The sequence below is a fragment of the Halorubrum sp. ASP1 genome, from assembly GCF_005435135.1.
Classification (GTDB): Archaea; Halobacteriota; Halobacteria; order Halobacteriales; family Haloferacaceae; genus Halorubrum; species Halorubrum tropicale.
On record NZ_SGUA01000020.1, the window covers coordinates 12,155 to 27,553 of the forward strand.

The 15,399-nt window shown below is 71.8% G+C and carries 17 protein-coding genes; 7 read left to right on the plus strand and 10 right to left on the minus strand.

Translation table 11 applies throughout. The annotated features are described in order from the left end of the window. Nucleotides 1–837: an endonuclease/exonuclease/phosphatase family protein gene (locus tag EXE48_RS17300; RefSeq protein WP_137705469.1), complete on the minus strand. Its 837-nt coding sequence runs from the start codon at nucleotides 835–837 to the stop codon at nucleotides 1–3. A 108-nt stretch (nucleotides 838–945) separates the two neighbouring features. On the opposite strand from EXE48_RS17300, the gene EXE48_RS17305 reads away from it, so the two are divergent. Continuing rightward, entirely contained in the window at nucleotides 946–1,164 is a 219-nt protein-coding gene (locus tag EXE48_RS17305) for a YgaP-like transmembrane domain (protein ID WP_121601029.1), read from the plus strand. Between the two features lie 28 nt (nucleotides 1,165–1,192). Here EXE48_RS17305 and EXE48_RS17310 read toward each other — a convergent pair whose 3' ends face one another. Further along, nucleotides 1,193–1,675: an RNA-binding protein gene (locus EXE48_RS17310; protein WP_053770232.1), complete on the minus strand. Its 483-nt coding sequence runs from the start codon at nucleotides 1,673–1,675 to the stop codon at nucleotides 1,193–1,195. A 146-nt stretch (nucleotides 1,676–1,821) separates the two neighbouring features. Here EXE48_RS17310 and EXE48_RS17315 point away from each other — a divergent pair, with 146 nt between their 5' ends. From EXE48_RS17315 to EXE48_RS17325, 3 genes are all read left to right on the plus strand, one after another. Continuing rightward, nucleotides 1,822–2,436: a 2Fe-2S iron-sulfur cluster-binding protein gene (locus EXE48_RS17315; RefSeq protein ID WP_137705470.1), complete on the plus strand. Its 615-nt coding sequence runs from the start codon at nucleotides 1,822–1,824 to the stop codon at nucleotides 2,434–2,436. A gap of 84 nt (nucleotides 2,437–2,520) precedes the next feature. Beyond that, nucleotides 2,521–2,859 carry a hypothetical protein gene (locus tag EXE48_RS17320; protein WP_121601027.1) on the plus strand — a complete coding sequence of 113 codons (339 nt, stop codon included), beginning with the start codon at nucleotides 2,521–2,523 and terminating at the stop codon, nucleotides 2,857–2,859. A 136-nt stretch (nucleotides 2,860–2,995) separates the two neighbouring features. Next, nucleotides 2,996–3,331 (plus strand): NifU family protein, encoded by a 336-nt coding sequence (locus EXE48_RS17325; protein WP_053770229.1) that lies wholly within the window; start codon nucleotides 2,996–2,998, stop codon nucleotides 3,329–3,331. A 36-nt stretch (nucleotides 3,332–3,367) separates the two neighbouring features. Here EXE48_RS17325 and EXE48_RS17330 read toward each other — a convergent pair whose 3' ends face one another. The 3 genes from EXE48_RS17330 to EXE48_RS17340 all read right to left on the minus strand — a co-directional run bounded on the left by EXE48_RS17330 (nucleotide 3,368) and on the right by EXE48_RS17340 (nucleotide 9,314). Further along, nucleotides 3,368–7,252, minus strand: a complete 3,885-nt coding sequence (locus EXE48_RS17330) for a glucodextranase DOMON-like domain-containing protein (RefSeq protein ID WP_137712109.1) — start codon at nucleotides 7,250–7,252, stop codon at nucleotides 3,368–3,370. A gap of 182 nt (nucleotides 7,253–7,434) precedes the next feature. After that, nucleotides 7,435–8,919: a ribonuclease FAU-1 family protein gene (locus EXE48_RS17335; protein WP_053770228.1), complete on the minus strand. Its 1,485-nt coding sequence runs from the start codon at nucleotides 8,917–8,919 to the stop codon at nucleotides 7,435–7,437. 2 nt (nucleotides 8,920–8,921) lie between these two features. Beyond that, nucleotides 8,922–9,314 (minus strand): DUF7532 family protein, encoded by a 393-nt coding sequence (locus EXE48_RS17340; protein ID WP_053770227.1) that lies wholly within the window; start codon nucleotides 9,312–9,314, stop codon nucleotides 8,922–8,924. A gap of 168 nt (nucleotides 9,315–9,482) precedes the next feature. Between EXE48_RS17340 and EXE48_RS17345 the strand changes: the two genes are divergently transcribed. Next, nucleotides 9,483–10,493 (plus strand): PrsW family intramembrane metalloprotease, encoded by a 1,011-nt coding sequence (locus EXE48_RS17345; protein ID WP_053770226.1) that lies wholly within the window; start codon nucleotides 9,483–9,485, stop codon nucleotides 10,491–10,493. Nucleotides 10,494–10,520: 27 nt separating this feature from the next. Here the strand turns inward: EXE48_RS17345 and EXE48_RS17350 are convergent, their stop codons facing one another. The 4 genes from EXE48_RS17350 to EXE48_RS17365 all read right to left on the minus strand — a co-directional run bounded on the left by EXE48_RS17350 (nucleotide 10,521) and on the right by EXE48_RS17365 (nucleotide 13,768). After that, nucleotides 10,521–11,498 carry an ROK family protein gene (locus tag EXE48_RS17350; protein WP_053770225.1) on the minus strand — a complete coding sequence of 326 codons (978 nt, stop codon included), beginning with the start codon at nucleotides 11,496–11,498 and terminating at the stop codon, nucleotides 10,521–10,523. An 87-nt stretch (nucleotides 11,499–11,585) separates the two neighbouring features. Then, nucleotides 11,586–12,044: a universal stress protein gene (locus EXE48_RS17355; protein WP_053770224.1), complete on the minus strand. Its 459-nt coding sequence runs from the start codon at nucleotides 12,042–12,044 to the stop codon at nucleotides 11,586–11,588. Nucleotides 12,045–12,226: 182 nt separating this feature from the next. Further along, a complete protein-coding gene (locus tag EXE48_RS17360) occupies nucleotides 12,227–12,610 on the minus strand; it encodes a DUF5611 family protein (RefSeq protein WP_053770223.1) in 384 nt (127 codons plus the stop codon). A gap of 90 nt (nucleotides 12,611–12,700) precedes the next feature. Next, complete coding sequence (locus EXE48_RS17365) at nucleotides 12,701–13,768, minus strand: DUF7093 family protein (protein WP_137705471.1); 1,068 nt, start codon at nucleotides 13,766–13,768, stop codon at nucleotides 12,701–12,703. Between the two features lie 160 nt (nucleotides 13,769–13,928). On the opposite strand from EXE48_RS17365, the gene EXE48_RS17370 reads away from it, so the two are divergent. Then, nucleotides 13,929–14,243 (plus strand): 2Fe-2S iron-sulfur cluster-binding protein, encoded by a 315-nt coding sequence (locus EXE48_RS17370; protein WP_053770221.1) that lies wholly within the window; start codon nucleotides 13,929–13,931, stop codon nucleotides 14,241–14,243. A 183-nt stretch (nucleotides 14,244–14,426) separates the two neighbouring features. On the opposite strand, the gene EXE48_RS17375 is transcribed toward EXE48_RS17370, so the two are convergent. Then, the gene (locus EXE48_RS17375) at nucleotides 14,427–14,621 is read right to left on the minus strand and encodes a cold-shock protein (RefSeq protein WP_004599158.1); all 195 of its coding nucleotides are present in this window, start codon (nucleotides 14,619–14,621) and stop codon (nucleotides 14,427–14,429) included. Nucleotides 14,622–14,806: 185 nt separating this feature from the next. Between EXE48_RS17375 and EXE48_RS17380 the strand changes: the two genes are divergently transcribed. After that, nucleotides 14,807–15,397 (plus strand): hypothetical protein, encoded by a 591-nt coding sequence (locus EXE48_RS17380; RefSeq protein WP_053770220.1) that lies wholly within the window; start codon nucleotides 14,807–14,809, stop codon nucleotides 15,395–15,397. Nucleotides 15,398–15,399 lie beyond the last annotated feature (2 nt).

Genomic DNA, 15,399 nt, shown 5'->3' on the forward strand with positions numbered 1-15,399 from the left:
CTACACCGACAGCCGCGCGAGGATCGGCAGGTGGTCGGAGGGGTACCGGCCGCGGTCGTCCCGGTCCGCGAGGGTCGCGAACGCCTCGACCGACACCGCGGGCGAGACGAGCGCGTGGTCGATCCGACGGCCGTCGATGAGGCGCGCGAAGTCGGTGAGGCTCGTCTCCGGCCCGTGTCGGAGGTCCGCCTCGGCCGCGGCGTCCCGGAGCGAGGGGGCGTCGCCCGACGGAGCGCCGTCTTCAACGCCGGACTCGTCATCGAGGAGGATCCCGTGCGGGTCGGAGCCCGGCGTGCAGTTGAGGTCGCCGACGAGGAGGAGCGGCGCCCTCGCGTCGGCCCCGCCCTCGTCCGCCGTCGCTACCGTCGGTAGCCGCTCGCGGAGCAGGCGCGCAGACTCGCGCCGCGCGCGGGCGCTCACGTGGTCGAAGTGCGTGTTGACGACGCGGAGCGCCGCGTCTCCGCCGACGGCGCGCACCCGGGCCCACGTCGCGATCCGCGGGTGCGAGGCGCCCCACCCGGTCGACGGCTCGTCGGGGGTCTCGGAGAGCCAGAACGTCCCGTCGTCGACGACCTCCCAGCGGTCGCTCCGCACCGCGACGGGGCACCCCTCGCCCTCGCCGTCCGCCTCGCGCCCGCGGCCGACGAACTCGTACTCCGGGAGCCGCTCGCGCAGGTCGCGCCGCTGCTCGGGCAGCGGCTCCTGGAAGGCGGCGACGTCGGGCCGGTGAAACCGAACGAGCCGCCCCACCGCGTCCCGGCGGTCGTGCCAGGCGTCGTGGTGGTCGCCCCGGTTGGCGTAGCGGACGTTGTAGCTTAACACCCGGATCGCGGTCATTACCTCGGGTCTCGCGGGCGGGGCGATTAAAAGGCGGGGAGCGTCCCGCCCGGCGGGCGCCCCCACCAGCACAGGGCATTTATCGCCGCCGAGGCCCGGTGGACGGGTATGGAACGCAACGTCGGTCGGATCGACGCCCTCGTCCGGGTCGTCGCGGGGGTCGCCGTCGCGGTCCTCGCGGTCGCCGTCGCCGTCGGGGCGGTCAGCGTCCCGGTCTTCTCCGCGGTCGGCCTCGGGGTGATCGGCGTCGTCTTGGTCGTCGAAGGTGCCACCCGCCGGTGTCTGCTGTACCGGGCGCTCGGGATCGACCGCTGTCCGGTCGACTGACGCTCCGACCGCCCGCGGGGCGGGCCGGTCAGACCGAGAACTCGTAGAGGTCGTCGCCGACGTGGTGGATCGACCGGACCACCTTCCCGCTGTCGCCGACCATGTCGTCGCCGTCGGCCAGCGCGCGGCCTACGGCCAGCACCTTCCCGTGGGTCTCCTCGGCGATCACGACCAGGTCTCCCTCCCGGATCGTCTCGTCGGCCTCGACGATGCCCGGGCGCATCACGTCGGCGCCGTCGGAGACGAAGGAGATCGCGCCGGCGTCGACGGTGACGACGCCGGTCTCCGGGTCGAAGTCGTTCGCGCCCCGAACGGTGAGGAACGGCTCGTCGTCGTCGACGTAGAAGACGGCGGGGTCGCCGTCCACCAAGACGAGTTCGTAGCCGGCGTCGACGAACTCCACGAACTCGAAGGTGTCCCCCTCGATGTCGACCCCGAGGTGGTCGGCGACCGCCTCGCGGATCGCCGTGATCTCGTCGCTTCGGAGGTGGTGCCGGGATTTCACTTCCATGCGCGTCCCGTCGACCGCTCGGCCGATAAATGGACCGCTCCCCGCCGTGGCGGTCGGCGATCGCTTCGCGCTGTCGCCCCTGAGGCCGGTCTCGACTCGTTGGACCGATCAAAACGGCCTTAAACCACCTCTCCATATCCCTTCGTATGCTCAACCCACTGGCGATCGTGCTCGTGGCGATCGTGAACCCCCCAGCGATCGTGCTCGCGGCGGTCGCGACGCTGCTCGTGGTCCTCGTCACCTCGGTGAAGGGGACGGGGTGGGAACCCACGACCGACATCTCGGAAGAAGTCCTCGAACACCGCGCGTCCGCGGTCCCCGAGACGGAGTTCCCGGAGCCGGGTAACCGCGCCGTCGGCGGCGGTGGCGGCGGCGGAGCCATCCCGGCCGGCGGCGCCGAGGGCGAGGAGGGCGAGCTCGAAGAGGGCGACACCGTCAGCTCCGGCCCCGGCGACATCCCCGAAGACGAGGTGGAGTACTTCGAGGTCGAGTTCGTCAAGCAGGGGGAGACGGTCGAACTCTCCAACGACAAGCCCATCCTCGACCAGGGCGAAGACGAGGGCTGGGACCTCCCGTACGCCTGCCGGCAGGGGCAGTGCGTCTCCTGTGCCGGCCGGATCGCCGACGGCCCCTCCGAGGACTTCGTCGAGCACGACAACCAGCAGATGCTCGAAGCGGCCGAGATCGACGACGGCTACACGCTCACCTGCGTCGCTTACCCCCGCGACTCCTTCAGCATCGAGACGGGCGAGGCGCCGTAGCACCGCGCTCGCACTCTCTCTTCCGTCTCCTCTCACCGCGTCCGCTCGCGACACCCTTTTTCGCGTCTCGCTCCAACCGATCGCATGACCGTCACCACGGCGCTCGTCGGCGGCGGCGGGGCCGTCGCCGTCGCGCTGATCGCCGCGGCCGTCTACCGCGACGCCGCCCGCGTCGGTGTCGACCTCGGCTCGCCGGCGACCTGGGCCGCGCTCGTCGTCCTCACCGGCGGCGCGAGCCTCGTCACGTTCGTCCTCGTGCCCGACGCCCCGCTCCCCGGCGTCCTCGTGTTGACCGTGCTCGGCCCGCTCCTCTACCTGCTCGAACGCGACGACTCGATGAACGGCGACGCCGCCGCCGACCCCACCCAACTCCCCAGCCAGTCCGGGGAGTCGGCGGACCCGGGCGACGACCCGGAGCGATAGCGGCCGACGCGGACGCGCCCCGTCGCGGTCCCTCTCGGCGCCGTTCCGTCTCATCGACGATGACACAGTTCCTTTCGGCGCGGCCGCCGGCTCCTAAACCGCAACTTTCCATACCGTCGGCGATGTACGAGGAGTAATGAGCGACGAGAGCGACGAGAGCCTCGCGGACCGGGTAGAGCAGTGGATGGTCGGACAGATGCCGATCATCCAGATGCACGGCGGCACGAGCGTCGTGCGCGAGGCGGACCCCGAGACCGGCGAGGTCGTCGTCGAGCTCGGCGGCACCTGCTCCGGGTGCGGCATCTCGAACATCACCGCCGACAACATCCGTCGCGACCTCATCATGGACTTCGAGGAGGTCGACGACGTGACCGTCCGGACCGCCTCCTCCGGCGACAACGGCGCGTCCACCGTCGAGGGCGGCCGCGGCGGCGAACTCAAACACGAGACCGAGTCCGCGAACCACTTCTGAACGCGACGGGCGCTCCCGTCGCCTCTCTCTTCTCCCCTACAGCGGCGTGAACGGCAGCGACGCGAGCGTGTCGGCGTCGTAGGCGAGCGCGTCGGACTGCGAGACGCCCTCCGGCGTGATCATGTCGATCACGCGGGGCGCGTTGCCCGCCGCGCCCTGCTTCGCGCCGCCGAAGACGAACCCGCCGGCGTCCTCCTGGACGTCGCGGAACGAACCGAAGTCCTCCGAGCCGACGACCGGGAGGACTTCCCAGTCGGAGATGTCTACTCCGCCGAGGGCCGCCTTCGGAATCGAGACGATCGCCACGTTCGCGCCGAAGCTGGCGAACGTGGTCGGCGAGCCGAGCCCGTTCCCTTCCGCGTCGACGATCCCGGCGCTGAAGCCGCTCGCGTCGACCCGGTACTGCCACGGCTCGGCGAACTCGGCGGTGATCCCGAGCCCCCCGAGCTCCGTCGTCCGTCCGCCCTCGGCCGACGGATCGCGCAGGTACACGACGAAGTAATGCGGCGAGAACGTCCCGCCGAACGTGTCGTACAGGTTCTCCACCTCGAAGGCGAACCGGTACTCCTCGTCGGTCTCCAGGACCCGGAACGAGCGCAGGTCGAACGCGCCGTCCTGGAACGCGCCGTCGGTCGGGTAGACGTACTCGCCGGGGCCGTCGTCGTCGCCCTGCGGGTCGGTGAACTCGGCGACGAGGTCGCCGGGCGCGACCGTGACGGTCTCCGACGCCAACTCGGTGCCGCCGTCGGCCTCCCGGACGGCGACGTCGAACGTCCCGATCCGAGATATGCTGAATCCGAGGTCCACCGTCGCGTCAGTCGAATTCGGAGGCAGTCGGACGTTGTCGAGCGCGGCGACATCCCCGTCGACGGTGACCTCGACGGTCGTTCCGCCCACGAAGGCGGCGTCGTTCGACCCCGTCGCGGTGACGAACGATTCGCCGAGGTCGGCCTCGTCGGCGATCGACACCGAAAACGTCTGCTCCGGCCGCTCGTACTCGGGGAGCCGCTTGACCTCGCGGCCCCGCGCCGGGCGCAGTTTCACCGCCGTCCCGCCGCTCGGCGCGAGCGACGCGAGCAGGGTCGCGTCGGGCGTGACGACCGCCTCGTCGATGCGGACCTCGGTCGGGTCGCGATCGACGCCGGTCCCGACCGCGTCGGAGTATATCTCCGCGACGTACTTCGGGCCGTTCCGGCCCTTCCCGCGGCCGTTTCCGTTTCGCTTGCCATTCTCCTTGCCGCGGCCATTGCCTTTCCCCTTGCCGTTGCGCTTGCCCTTCCCCTTGCCGCGCCCCGGCGCGTCGCCGGCGTTGCCGGGGGCGTCGCCGGAGTTCCCCGGCGCGAGGAAGTCGAGCGGCACGTCGACCGCGCGGCCGTCGCCGTCGGTCATGGCGCCGACGTACCACTCGTCGCCGCGCCGCCGGGCGATCGCGAGGTAGTCGCCGATCGCGGAGCCGACGACGCGCGTCTCGTCCCAGCCGGCGGCCGGGACGGACTCGATGAAGCCGAACTCGGGCTCGGCCTCGAAGTTCTCGTTCTCGGGGACGTACCCCTCGTACTCGGCCGGGACCGGCGACGGCTCGCCGGACTCGGTGACGGCGACGGCGTTGAGGTTGAACCCGCCCACGTCGCCGCTGAAGCCGTCGTCGCCGCTCTCGTAGTCGAGCTCGATCGCGACCTCGTTGTCGCCCGCGTCGAGCTCGACCTCGGTCGTGAACACCTGCCAGTCGTCCCAGTAGTCGGTGAAGTCGGGCTCGATGGTCTCCCGCGCGTCGTTGACGCGCAGCGTCGCGCGCGGCGTGCCGGCGTCGATCACGCGGCCCGCGTTCTCCTCGGCGTCGCTCGCGTAGCGCAGGTGGAGGTCGTACGTCCCGGCGCTCGGCACGTCCTCGACCGCGAACGAGACCGACGACCCGCTGGGCGCGCGGTTGGGGTCGACGGCGACGAAGTTGGTGCCGAACGCGTCCCGCCAGGAGTCGTCGGTGACGAGGCCGTCGAGGTCGCCGGCGGCGGCCTGAAGCGCCTCCCCGACCCCGAACGTCTCGTCGACGTACCCCTCGATCCGGTCGGCGGCCATCTGGAGCCCGCTGAGGTACGTCGGGTACATCGCGAGCTGCTTCGCCCGCGTCGTCTGGATCTGGTCGCCGCGGTCGTCGCCGAACGTGATGTCGAAGATGCCCGGCTGGTAGCTCACCGGGCCGGCGAGGTTCCGCGTGAACGGGAGCGTGACGTGGTGGTCGCGGCCGACGTTCGAGCCGAGCTGGCCGAACCCGTCGTACTCCTGGGCCTTCACGACCTCGCGGTTCGCCACGTTCGGGTAGGTGCGGATCTCGCCGGTCGGCTTGATCCCCTCGTGGATCTCTAACAGCTGGCGGTTCGCGGCCGCCTCGCGGATCACGAGCCGGTGGTGGTTCACCGCGAGCTGGTTGTGCTGGTTGTGGGTCGGGTCGGCGCCGTCCCCGTCGATGCCGAGCCCGGGGTCGGAGACGTACCCGTTCTTGATCGAGTTGATCCCCTCGGCCTCGTAGCCCGCGAACACGTCCTCGTCGAGGATCGCGGCCTCGTACTGCGGAATGTTCCCCGCCGTCTCGTTGTGAATCGTCATCTCGACCAGGTCGGGGAGGTCCGCGCCGTAGCCGGTCACCTCCGGCACGTCGAAGTCGGGATAGGAGTCGTCGACGCCGAAGCCGAACCCGGTGCCGTCGCCGGGGTAGGTGTCCCAGCCCTGGTTCCACCCCTCGACGAGCACGCTGTCGATGCCGTTCTCGCTGGCGAAGCGCATGTACCGCTTCATCCGCTCGGTGCGCGCGCCGTGGACGTACGCGGCCGGGTTCCCGCCGTCGTTCGCGACCTCGTCGTCCGTCTTGTACTCCCAGTTCGCCTGCCCGGCGATCATCGTCCACCAGATGCCGACGTACTTGCGAGGCTCGATCCAGTCGGTGTCGGGCGCGCCCCCGGCGGTCGGCAGCGCCGACTCGTCGAGCGAGTCCGCGAGCAGCGGGACGAGCTGCGACTCGATCAGCTCGCCCGGCCGGTCGACGACTTGGATCGTCCGCCACGGCGTCGCCGCCGGCAGATCGAGCGAGGCCCGCGACCCGTCGGGCAGCGGGGTGAGCTCGGTCGCGAACGCCGTCCCGCCGCCGTCGCTCCGGGGCGCGAGCGTCGCGGCCGCGTAGTCGTCGAGGTTCGCCTCGTGGACGCTGAGGTACGCGTCGCCCGCGTCCACCGTGAGCGGGGTGTGCGCGCCCTCTCGCATCGGCGTGCCGTTCGGTCGCCGGTTCTCGACCCCGCCCGGGATCTCAGACAGCGGCGTCTCGGCGTACTCCTGCTCGAACCGGGGGTTCGTCACCGCGTTCGCGATCCACCAGGCGTCGTAGTCGTCCGCGAAGTCGACTCCGGTGTTCTCCGCGTCGATCACCGCCTTCTCCGAGTTGCTCGCGAACTCCTCGCGCAGCACCGTCCGGAACCCGATCCCGTCGTCGAACACGCGGACCTGGAGGGTGGCGGTGCGGCCGTCCTCGGCGGGGGAGCCGTCGGCGGCCGCGTCCGCGAGCCCGACGCTGAGGGCGTTGTACTCGGCCTCGACCTCGTCGTAGGCGCCCCACACCGGCTCCCACTCCTCGGTCGAGACCGCCCGGATCGTCCCGGTGACCGCGACCGCCCCGTCCGCCCCCTCGGCGCTCGCGCCGAACGCCGACTGGTTCCGGAAGTCGAACCCGAGCCGCGACGGGCCGACGTAGGTCGTTCCGTTCCGCGCGACCTCGTAGGTCGGGACGCCGTCCGAGACGTCGACCGTCACCGCGATCGACCCGTCCGGCGATTCGATCGTCTGAACCGGGTCGTCGGCGTCGTTGGCCACCGGCGCGGCGTCGTCGGCCGACACGTCCCGCGAGTAGGCGGCCGCCGCCACAAGCGCCCCCACGCTCCCGAGGAAGCCGCGGCGCGTCGTCCCGCTCGACGTTTGCTGTGATCGTTTCTCACGCATTCCGTCAACACCGTGTATACGATGAATAATAATGCTATTGTAACCAATCGAAGTGATTGGATTTCGAAACGACCGAGTCGACGCCCCCGTCGATCGCCGTGCCGTCCGCGGATCGGTCGCTACAGCGCGTTCTCCAGCGCCGACGCGACGCGCCGCGCCTTCTCGGCCAGCGGCTCCGGCGTGCGCCCCGCGGCGACCGACTCGTCGAGTTCGTCGTCGTCGACGCGCTCGACCGTCCCGTCCGGCCGCTTCACCACGTCGACGTGGAGGTCGACGTAGCGGGCCGCGTCGGGGAACACCTCGACGGGCGTACAGACGTTGACGTACGTCCCGCGGACGCTCCCGTCGCGGCCGCGATACGTCGTCGGGTACCACCAGCGCCCCTCCTTCAGGCTCGTCTCGGCGACGTCGCCGGCCACGCGGTCGACCCCGAGCCCGTCGTAGGTGCCGCCGCCGCTCATCTCCCGCTCGACGGTGACGGTCCCGTCGGGGTCGACCCCCGTGACGGTCGCCTCGCCGAGGGTGATCAGCCGCCCGTCGGGCTTGCCGTGGTCGATCCGGAGCGCGTCGCCCTCCCGGGGCCCGAACGCGTCGCTCACGACCGCGAACGGGAACTCGGCGTCGGGGTCGGGGTCACAGAGCGCCTCCGCGAGGTCGACGCCGGCCGAGGCGTCCGCCGAGCCCGCCTTCACGCGGTGGTGGCCCGGCATCGTCGCGGTCGCGCCCCGGCGCGCGTCGTCGAGCCCGAACCGACTCTCGCGGCCGAACCAGACCCAGACGCCGGCGTCCGGCGCGGCGACCGGCGCGTCGCGGAGCCGCCCCCGGTCGTCGAGGACGCCGACCCCGGACCCCGTCCCGTCTGCCGACGCGGCCGCGTCGCGCAGATCCTCGGCGGCGTCGACCGCCGCGTCGAGGCCCGCGCTCAGCGCCTCGGTGTCGGCGTCGACCGCGGGGGGTCGCCACACCGCGCGCCACCCGTCCGGCGGGTCGAGGTCGAGCAGGTCGAGCATCCCCGACAGCTCGCGGGCGGCCTCGTCGTCCCGGACGTCGACCCGCGTCCCGGAGCCCGGTTCGAGCGCGACGAGGTCGCCGCCGACCCGCAGCTCCCCGGCGAGCTCCGGGCGCCGGTCGGTCCACGGCGCCGCGGACTCGCGCACCTGGACGCGGACCGCGTCCCCCGTCTCCACCCGGGCGTCGACCGCGCCGTACGGGAGGTACCCCTCGGCGGCGGTAGCGGGCGCGCTGGCGGCCTCCCCGCCCTCGCCGCCGACCCGGAGGTCGACGACGGCGCCGCCGCCGAGCGTTTCCGTCACCTCGCCGTCGAGGACCGCGCCGGGCGGCGTCGGGTCCGCCCACGCGAGCGCGTCGCGGCCGGCGTCGACCAAGAGGTCGCGGACCGCATCGAGCGCGTCCGGGTCGCCGTGCGCGCCGACGCCCTGCCGGTCGTCGCTCGTCTCGACCCGGACGTCCGGCGGGTCGGTCCCGAACGGGGCGTCGAACCGCCGGCGGATCGGCGGCGAGGCGTCGACCACCTCGTGACCGGCGTCGAGCAGGCGCGCGGTGAGCGCCGTCGCGTAGATGCCGCGCACGCGGGCCCGTGCCATCGTCACAGCTCTCCGCGCTCGCGCGCGAACCGCACCCGGTCGTTCACCGTGTCGCCGAGCGAGAGCTCGACGACGACCGGCTCGCCGCCGTCGTCCTCCCGGAGGATCCGCCCGCCCTCGACCGGGACGCCCCAGCCGTCGAGCGAGAGGTAGCCGCGGAGGTCGCTCCCGTGAGTGAACAGGTCGACCTCGGCGGTCGGGTGCTCCTGGATCGCGTCCGCGCTGTGGGCCATCTCCATGTCCGAGTGGTAGGGGCCCTCCGCGCCGAAGAACGACCGGAGGCGGTCGGCGTCCCGCGCGACGAGTTCGGCGACGCGGTCCGAGGCGTCCGCGACGGCGTCCGCGTCCAGCCCGGCCTCCCGGAGGGCGCGCTGGACCCGAGGATCGAAGTGCATACCCCGCATTCGGGCGCCGCCGTTTCAATCCTGTCGGCCGCGTCGCCCCGCGCCCCCGGTTCCGATCCACCGCCGCCGCCGCGCGGTCCGGGCCGGCGCCGCCTTCGGCTCCCCGCGAGTCTTCCGCCGACACCGACGGTTAAGTCACCGCGGGGGTAATCCGCTCGCATGCCATCCGAGCAGGACCCGATCGCGTCCCGGGCCGACGACGACCGCGACCTCTACGACGTCGCGACGTGGGAGGAGCGGACCTCCCTCGACGGGCTGTCGGTCGCCCTGTACTGGCTGCTGACGCGGTCGGCGAAGGCGGGGGTCGTCTTCGTCGCCTTCGTCGGTCTGTTGGCGATCCTCGGCTCGTTCGGGCTGGGGCTCATCTTCGATCCGGCCATCGCCATCCTCCTCGGGCTCTCCGCCGTTCCCGCCCTCGGCCTGGCCGCGTACGTGTACCGGTCCGACGTGACGACCGCCGAGCCGCTGTCGCTGCTCGTCGCGACGTTCCTGCTCTCCATCCTCACCGCCACCTTCGCGGCGATACTGAACAGCGTGCTCCAGCCGTACTTCCGGCCGTTCGGCTTCCTCGGACTCGTCGTGTTCTTCTTCGTCGTCGTCGGCCCGATAGAGGAGACGGTCAAGCTGCTCGCGGTGCGGCTGTACGCGTACACCGACGACCGCTTCGACGCCGTCATCGACGGGGCCGTCTACGGCGCCCTCGCGGGCCTCGGCTTCGTCGTCATCGAGAACTTCGTCTACATCGCCCAGAACGTCGACATGGGGGAGCTGTCGGTGGGCATCGCGACGCTCGGCGCGGGCGACGGCATCGCCGCCCTCCGGGCGCTCGCGGGCCCGGGTCACGTCGTCTACTCGGCGTTCGCCGGCTACTACCTCGGGCTCGCGAAGTTCAACCCGGAGAACCGCGGCCCCATCATCGTCAAGGGGCTCGTCCTCGCGGCGGCGATCCACGCGCTGTACAACACGCTCGTCGGTCCGGTCACCGGCGTCGCCTCCGGCCTGCTCGGCCTCCCGCAGGTCGTCGCGCTGTTCGGCTTCGTCCTCGTGTTCCAGGGCACGTTCGGGTACGTCCTCCTCCGGAAGATCCGGCGGTACCGCGACGCGTACCTCGACACGCGCGACGCGGTGGGCGAGGACGTGGCGCCGGAGCTCGACGAGTTCGAGCAGTAGTCAGCGGACCGGGACCCCTCGCCGCCGTCAGGGCCGCGCCTCGACCCGCGAGCGGTCGCCGGTGCCGTCCGTCAGCGCGCTCGCGAGCGCTCCCTTCACCACGACGTCGTCGCCGAGGTCCGTGAGCCGCACCTCCGGGACGTTGATGAACACCATCTCCGGGAGCTTCTCGCGGATGGGGTCGAGGACGCGGTCGGGGTTGTTGAGCGCGACCGCGCCGCCGACGCTCACGACGAGCGGGGCGTACGCGTGGATGACGTTGGCGATCCCCATGGCGTTCCAGTGGGCGACCTGGTCGATCACGTGGTCGGCGAAGGTGTCCTCGCCCGCGGCCTCGAACACGTCGACCGCGGAGAAGTCGGGGTCCTCGATGGGGAGGCTCGTCTCGATCGGGTCTTCCTCGTGCAGCTCGCGGGCGTAGTTCGGGATGTTGTTCCCCGAGCAGTACCCCTCCCAGTGGCCGTCGAGCCCGCAGCCGCAGGTCATGAACCCGTGCGGGTCGACGGTCATGTGGCCGACCTCGCCGGCGTTGCCGTCCCATCCGGAGAGCACGTTGCCGTCGACGGCCACCCCGGCGCCGATCCCCGAGGAGATGGTGAGGTACACCATGTCGTCGGGGTTGCGCTCGGAGTGGAACCGCTCGCCGATGACGCCCGCGATGGTGTCGTTGTGGAGGTACACCTCGTCGGTGTCGAGCAGCCGCCCGACCGGGCCGACGAGCGGGATGCGCTCGACGGTGTCCGGGAGGTTCGCGGGGCCCTGGACGACCCCCTCCGCCAGGTCGAGCGGGCCGATCGATCCGATCCCGGCCGCGACCGCCTCGTTCGGCGCGATCCCCGCGTCGGTACAGGCTCCCCGGACCACCTCCAAGACGGCCTCGGTGACGGCGATGCCGTTCGGTCCTCGCGGGGTGCCTCGCGACGCGGCGCCGAGGACGGCCGCGGTCTCGTCGCCGACGACCGCTCGGACGTTCGTCGCCCCGAGATCGACGCCCACGTAGTACATCGGGTGTAAGCGCGACCCCGTCTCACTTAAGCGGGACGCTTCGGGCGGTCGAGCGGGGGTAAAGAAGCGCGGCGGCGCGAAACCGCGTTACGAGGCGGTCTCGCGGACGAACGTCACCGGACACGGCGCAGAGAGCATGACCTCCTGGGCCGCGCTGCCGAAGACGGCCTTCCCGGTCGGCGAGCGCTGCCGCCCGCCGACGACGACGCGGTCGGCCTCGACCCCCTCTGCGGTCTCGACGACCTCGGTCGCGAGGTCGCCGACCGCGCCGCGGATCGAGTGTCGCACGCCGGCCGCCGAGAGGAGGTTCGAGAGCTCTCGGGTGGTCCTGTGTCGCCCCGCGACCGCGTCGGGCGTCGCGTTCTCCGCGTCCGCGTCGAAGCCGAGCCGCGCGCGCGTCTCGTCGAACTCCTCCTCGTCGAACACGTGGGTCAACACGACCTCGGCGTCCGCCGGCCCCGCGAGCGCGATGAGCTCGTTCGCGAGCCGCTCGGTCCGTTTCTCGTCTGCGCTCCCGACCGCCAGCACGACCGTCTCGATGCTCATACAGGCCTTTCGTCCCCGACCGAGTTAAGATTGGTGGAGTTTTAACTCGAATCTGAATAAACATTCGCCCGATCGATCCTGACACTCCCGCCGGCGCGCGGCGTCGCGACTAACGGCCGATCGAACGCGAAGCTGACGGCTCCTGGAACGGGGCGTCGACGAGAAACGGCGGCGGGGTCCGGTCAGTAATCGGGGGCGTCGTCCTCGACTTCGCGCTTCAGCGAGTCGCGGCGGGACTTCGCGTCGCGGCCGGTCGCCTCCAGGAGGAACTCGTTTTTCGCGTCGACGGCGTCGGCGGCGGCGTCGGCGTTGCCCTCGGCGATGACGTCCTCGGCGGGCCGCTCCTCGAAGTGGACCGCCAGCTTGTCCTTCTTGCTCCCGTACTCGGCGGCGCCCGCGACGATCCGGTCGAACACCGGGTTGTCGGGGTCCGAGACGACGTACAGTTCGTGGCCCTCCCACTCCTCGGTGCCCGTGACCTCGCCGAAGTACTCCTCGATGGAGCCCTTCAGGTCCGGCATGCGGTCGTCCAGATGCTCGCCGCGTCGCATCTTGTACTCCTTCATGCCGCGACCGTTCGACAGGCCGGCGTAAACCAGTTTCGTCACGGCCGCTCGGCGGGTTCGGCCGGCAACGCGACGCCTTTTACCGCCCGACTACCGCGGCCGCTCGTCGACGTACCCGCGCTTGCACTCCGGGCAGATGTCGCCCGCGCGCATCGAGCTCCCGCCGGCGGCCCGGACCATCCCGCACTCGGGGCAGTAGTACTCCGTCGGCTCGTCGTCCCCCATCGTCTCCAGGTCGGGGCTCTCGCCGCGGGTGATGCCGGTCTCTCCCGGGTCGCCGGCGTCGAACGAGACCGCCTCGCCGTCGTCCGGCGCCTCGACGTACTCCGTCTGCTCCCCGTCTTCCGGCCGATCCGCGGCCTCCGGGGTGAGCCCGTCGCCGAACTCCACCTCGGCGTCGCCGCCCTCGCCGACCTCCGCGCTGAACCCCTCGTCCTCGCCGCCGTGGTCGGGCCAGGCGGTCGACCCGCCCGCCTCGGCGTCCGCCTCGTCGACGGACGGCCACGCGCCCCGCTCCCTGTCGTCGTCGGCGTCCGCCGTCCCCTCGTCGAGGATCACGCCGTCGTCGGTCTCGGCGTCCGCCTCGTCGGTCGGCCGGTCCTCCGGCTCGGCGTCGGCCGCGGGCGACGACGCGGCCGCCGACTCCCCGCCGGCGTCCAACAGCTCCGCGTCCTCGTCCGCCGGGTCCGACTCCGCCGCGGCGTCCGACGCACCCGCTGCGCTCGGGTCGGCCGGGCCGTCGTCGCCCCGCGGCGGCTCGGCCTCGTCGTCGCCCGCCGCGCCGTCGTCGAGGATCACGGCGTCGTCGCTCCCGGCGCCGGGCTCCTCGTCGAGCGTCAGTCCCTCGGCGCCGGCCGCGGCGCCGTCCCCGTCGACGGTCCCCGGCGCCGCCCCGTCGCCGACGTCCGGCGCGGGACCGCCCCCCGGCGTCGCGGTCGCGCCCGCGTCGCTCCCGGCGTCCGCGTCCGCGGCGGCCTCGTCCGCCAGTTGCTCCATCGTCGTCACCTCGGTGTTTTCGCTGACGATCTGCGTCTCGCCGCAGCGAGCGCAGGTCTTCACCTCCTTGACGGTCGTGACGACCTCGTCGCCCTCCTCCTCGCGCTCGCGCCGGAGTTCGGGTTCGCCGAAGTCGTGTCCGAGCAGACACCTGAGTCCCATTGTGCCACCCTGCGGTGCCGAGGGTAAAAAACGCCCCGTCGGCGTCCGACGCTCGGCACACGACCGGTATCGCCGCCCGACGCCGGCGTCCCGTCCGGGTCCGGCCTCGCGCCCCGCGGACACAGACTCTTTGTGGATCGCTCGCGTACCCTCGCTCGACATGCCTACTGTATCCTACAAGGGCGAGGAAATCGAGTGCGAGGAGGGCGCCAACCTACGCGACGTGCTCAAAGAGGCCGGTCTCTCCGTCTACAACGGCAAGATGGAACAGCTCAACTGCCGCGGCGCCGGGTCGTGCGGCTCCTGTGCGGTCCAGGTCGAGGGAGAGGTCAGCGAGCCGAGCAAGAAGGAGCGCGCCCGCCTCTGGCTCCCGCCGCACCACCCGAACCACGACGTCCGCCTCGCCTGTCAGACGAAAGTCGAGGGCGACGTGACCGTCACGAAGGGCCGCGGGCTCTTCGGACAGCACATCTGAGCGCGGACGCGCCGCTCTCGCGGACTCTCTTCGAGGCTCGACGGCGCGCGACGAGCGGCGCGCTGGTCGAGGCTGAAATACGGCCGCAGCGGACGTGAGCCCGCGACGCGGACGAAAACGTTTGGTACCGTGTGTCAGAGTCGCGTTCGGCGCCAGCCGGACCGACCCACCTTTCGGATCGGCTTACTGCCGAACGACGTTGGTCGCGCGGGGGCCCTTCTCGGAGGACTCGATGTCGAACTCGAGCTCCTGGCCCTCTTCGAGGTCCGGGCCGCCGACGTCTTCCATGTGGAAGAACACGTCGTCGTCCGCGTCGTCAGTCTCAATAAATCCGTAGCCGCCAGTGTCGTTGAAGAAATCAACCTTTCCGGTCGCCATTGCGACTGTAGAGAGGCCCCGACCCGGGATAAGAATTGCGAGTGTACAGTTACCACGACGCTCGCTGAACGTTCGTTCTCGAAAAACCCCGCTTTCCGGGGCGAATCTTGACCGAACGACGGATTCTCGCTCCGACGCCGGTCGATCCGTCGAGTTCTCCGACGGGCCCTCCGACGCGGACGTTTATGCGTCCGGCCGCGAAAACGGCGCGTGTGTCTCACGCGCACCGAGCGGACGGCCCCGGCCTGCTCCTCCGCGAGAACGGCCCCGCCCTGCTGGTCCCGGCGGCGTGGGGAGTCGCCGCGGGAGCGGTCGTCGGCCTCGTCTCCGCGCACGCGCTGTTCGTCGCGCACGTCGTCATGAGCGTCCTGCTCGTCGCCTTCGTCGCCGCCTCGTGGCGCGACATGGCGACGGGGGTCCTCCGCGCGTGGAAGCTGGTGATCCTCGCCGGCACGCCGGTCACGGTCGCCGGCGTCGCCGGGTTCCTCGCGCGCGACGGCGCCGCGCCGGTGCTCGCGGCCGCGGTGCCGGCCGACGCGCTCCTCGCCGTCGCCTTCTACGGCTGGATGCTGCTGCCGGCGCCCGCGTTCGGCTACACGGCCCTGCGCGACCCCGACGGCCGGCGGTCGGCGGTCCACGGCGTCGCCGCCGCCTGTTCGGTCGCGGGCGCCGCCGTCGCCGCGCTCGCGGGCTCCCAGACCGGCGTCGTCGCCGGAATCGCGCTCGTCGGCCTCGGCCAGACCGCGGGGATCCTCGCGGCGACGGCGCTGTACTGACT

What these genes read in the sequence shown, in the direction of transcription:
- EXE48_RS17300 (WP_137705469.1), bottom strand. Translation starts at nt 837, where the DNA reads ATGACCGCGATCCGGGTGTTAAGCTACAACGTCCGCTACGCCAACCGG.
- EXE48_RS17375 (WP_004599158.1), bottom strand. Translation starts at nt 14,621, where the DNA reads ATGGCGACCGGAAAGGTTGATTTCTTCAACGACACTGGCGGCTACGGA.
- EXE48_RS17355 (WP_053770224.1), bottom strand. Translation starts at nt 12,044, where the DNA reads ATGAGCATCGAGACGGTCGTGCTGGCGGTCGGGAGCGCAGACGAGAAA.
- EXE48_RS17335 (WP_053770228.1), bottom strand. Translation starts at nt 8,919, where the DNA reads ATGGCACGGGCCCGCGTGCGCGGCATCTACGCGACGGCGCTCACCGCG.
- EXE48_RS17305 (WP_121601029.1), top strand. Translation starts at nt 946, where the DNA reads ATGGAACGCAACGTCGGTCGGATCGACGCCCTCGTCCGGGTCGTCGCG.
- EXE48_RS17345 (WP_053770226.1), top strand. Translation starts at nt 9,483, where the DNA reads ATGCCATCCGAGCAGGACCCGATCGCGTCCCGGGCCGACGACGACCGC.
- EXE48_RS17320 (WP_121601027.1), top strand. Translation starts at nt 2,521, where the DNA reads ATGACCGTCACCACGGCGCTCGTCGGCGGCGGCGGGGCCGTCGCCGTC.
- EXE48_RS17365 (WP_137705471.1), bottom strand. Translation starts at nt 13,768, where the DNA reads ATGGGACTCAGGTGTCTGCTCGGACACGACTTCGGCGAACCCGAACTC.
- EXE48_RS17370 (WP_053770221.1), top strand. Translation starts at nt 13,929, where the DNA reads ATGCCTACTGTATCCTACAAGGGCGAGGAAATCGAGTGCGAGGAGGGC.
- EXE48_RS17310 (WP_053770232.1), bottom strand. Translation starts at nt 1,675, where the DNA reads ATGGAAGTGAAATCCCGGCACCACCTCCGAAGCGACGAGATCACGGCG.
- EXE48_RS17350 (WP_053770225.1), bottom strand. Translation starts at nt 11,498, where the DNA reads ATGTACTACGTGGGCGTCGATCTCGGGGCGACGAACGTCCGAGCGGTC.
- EXE48_RS17315 (WP_137705470.1), top strand. Translation starts at nt 1,822, where the DNA reads ATGCTCAACCCACTGGCGATCGTGCTCGTGGCGATCGTGAACCCCCCA.
- EXE48_RS17325 (WP_053770229.1), top strand. Translation starts at nt 2,996, where the DNA reads ATGAGCGACGAGAGCGACGAGAGCCTCGCGGACCGGGTAGAGCAGTGG.
- EXE48_RS17380 (WP_053770220.1), top strand. Translation starts at nt 14,807, where the DNA reads ATGCGTCCGGCCGCGAAAACGGCGCGTGTGTCTCACGCGCACCGAGCG.
- EXE48_RS17340 (WP_053770227.1), bottom strand. Translation starts at nt 9,314, where the DNA reads ATGCACTTCGATCCTCGGGTCCAGCGCGCCCTCCGGGAGGCCGGGCTG.
- EXE48_RS17360 (WP_053770223.1), bottom strand. Translation starts at nt 12,610, where the DNA reads ATGAAGGAGTACAAGATGCGACGCGGCGAGCATCTGGACGACCGCATG.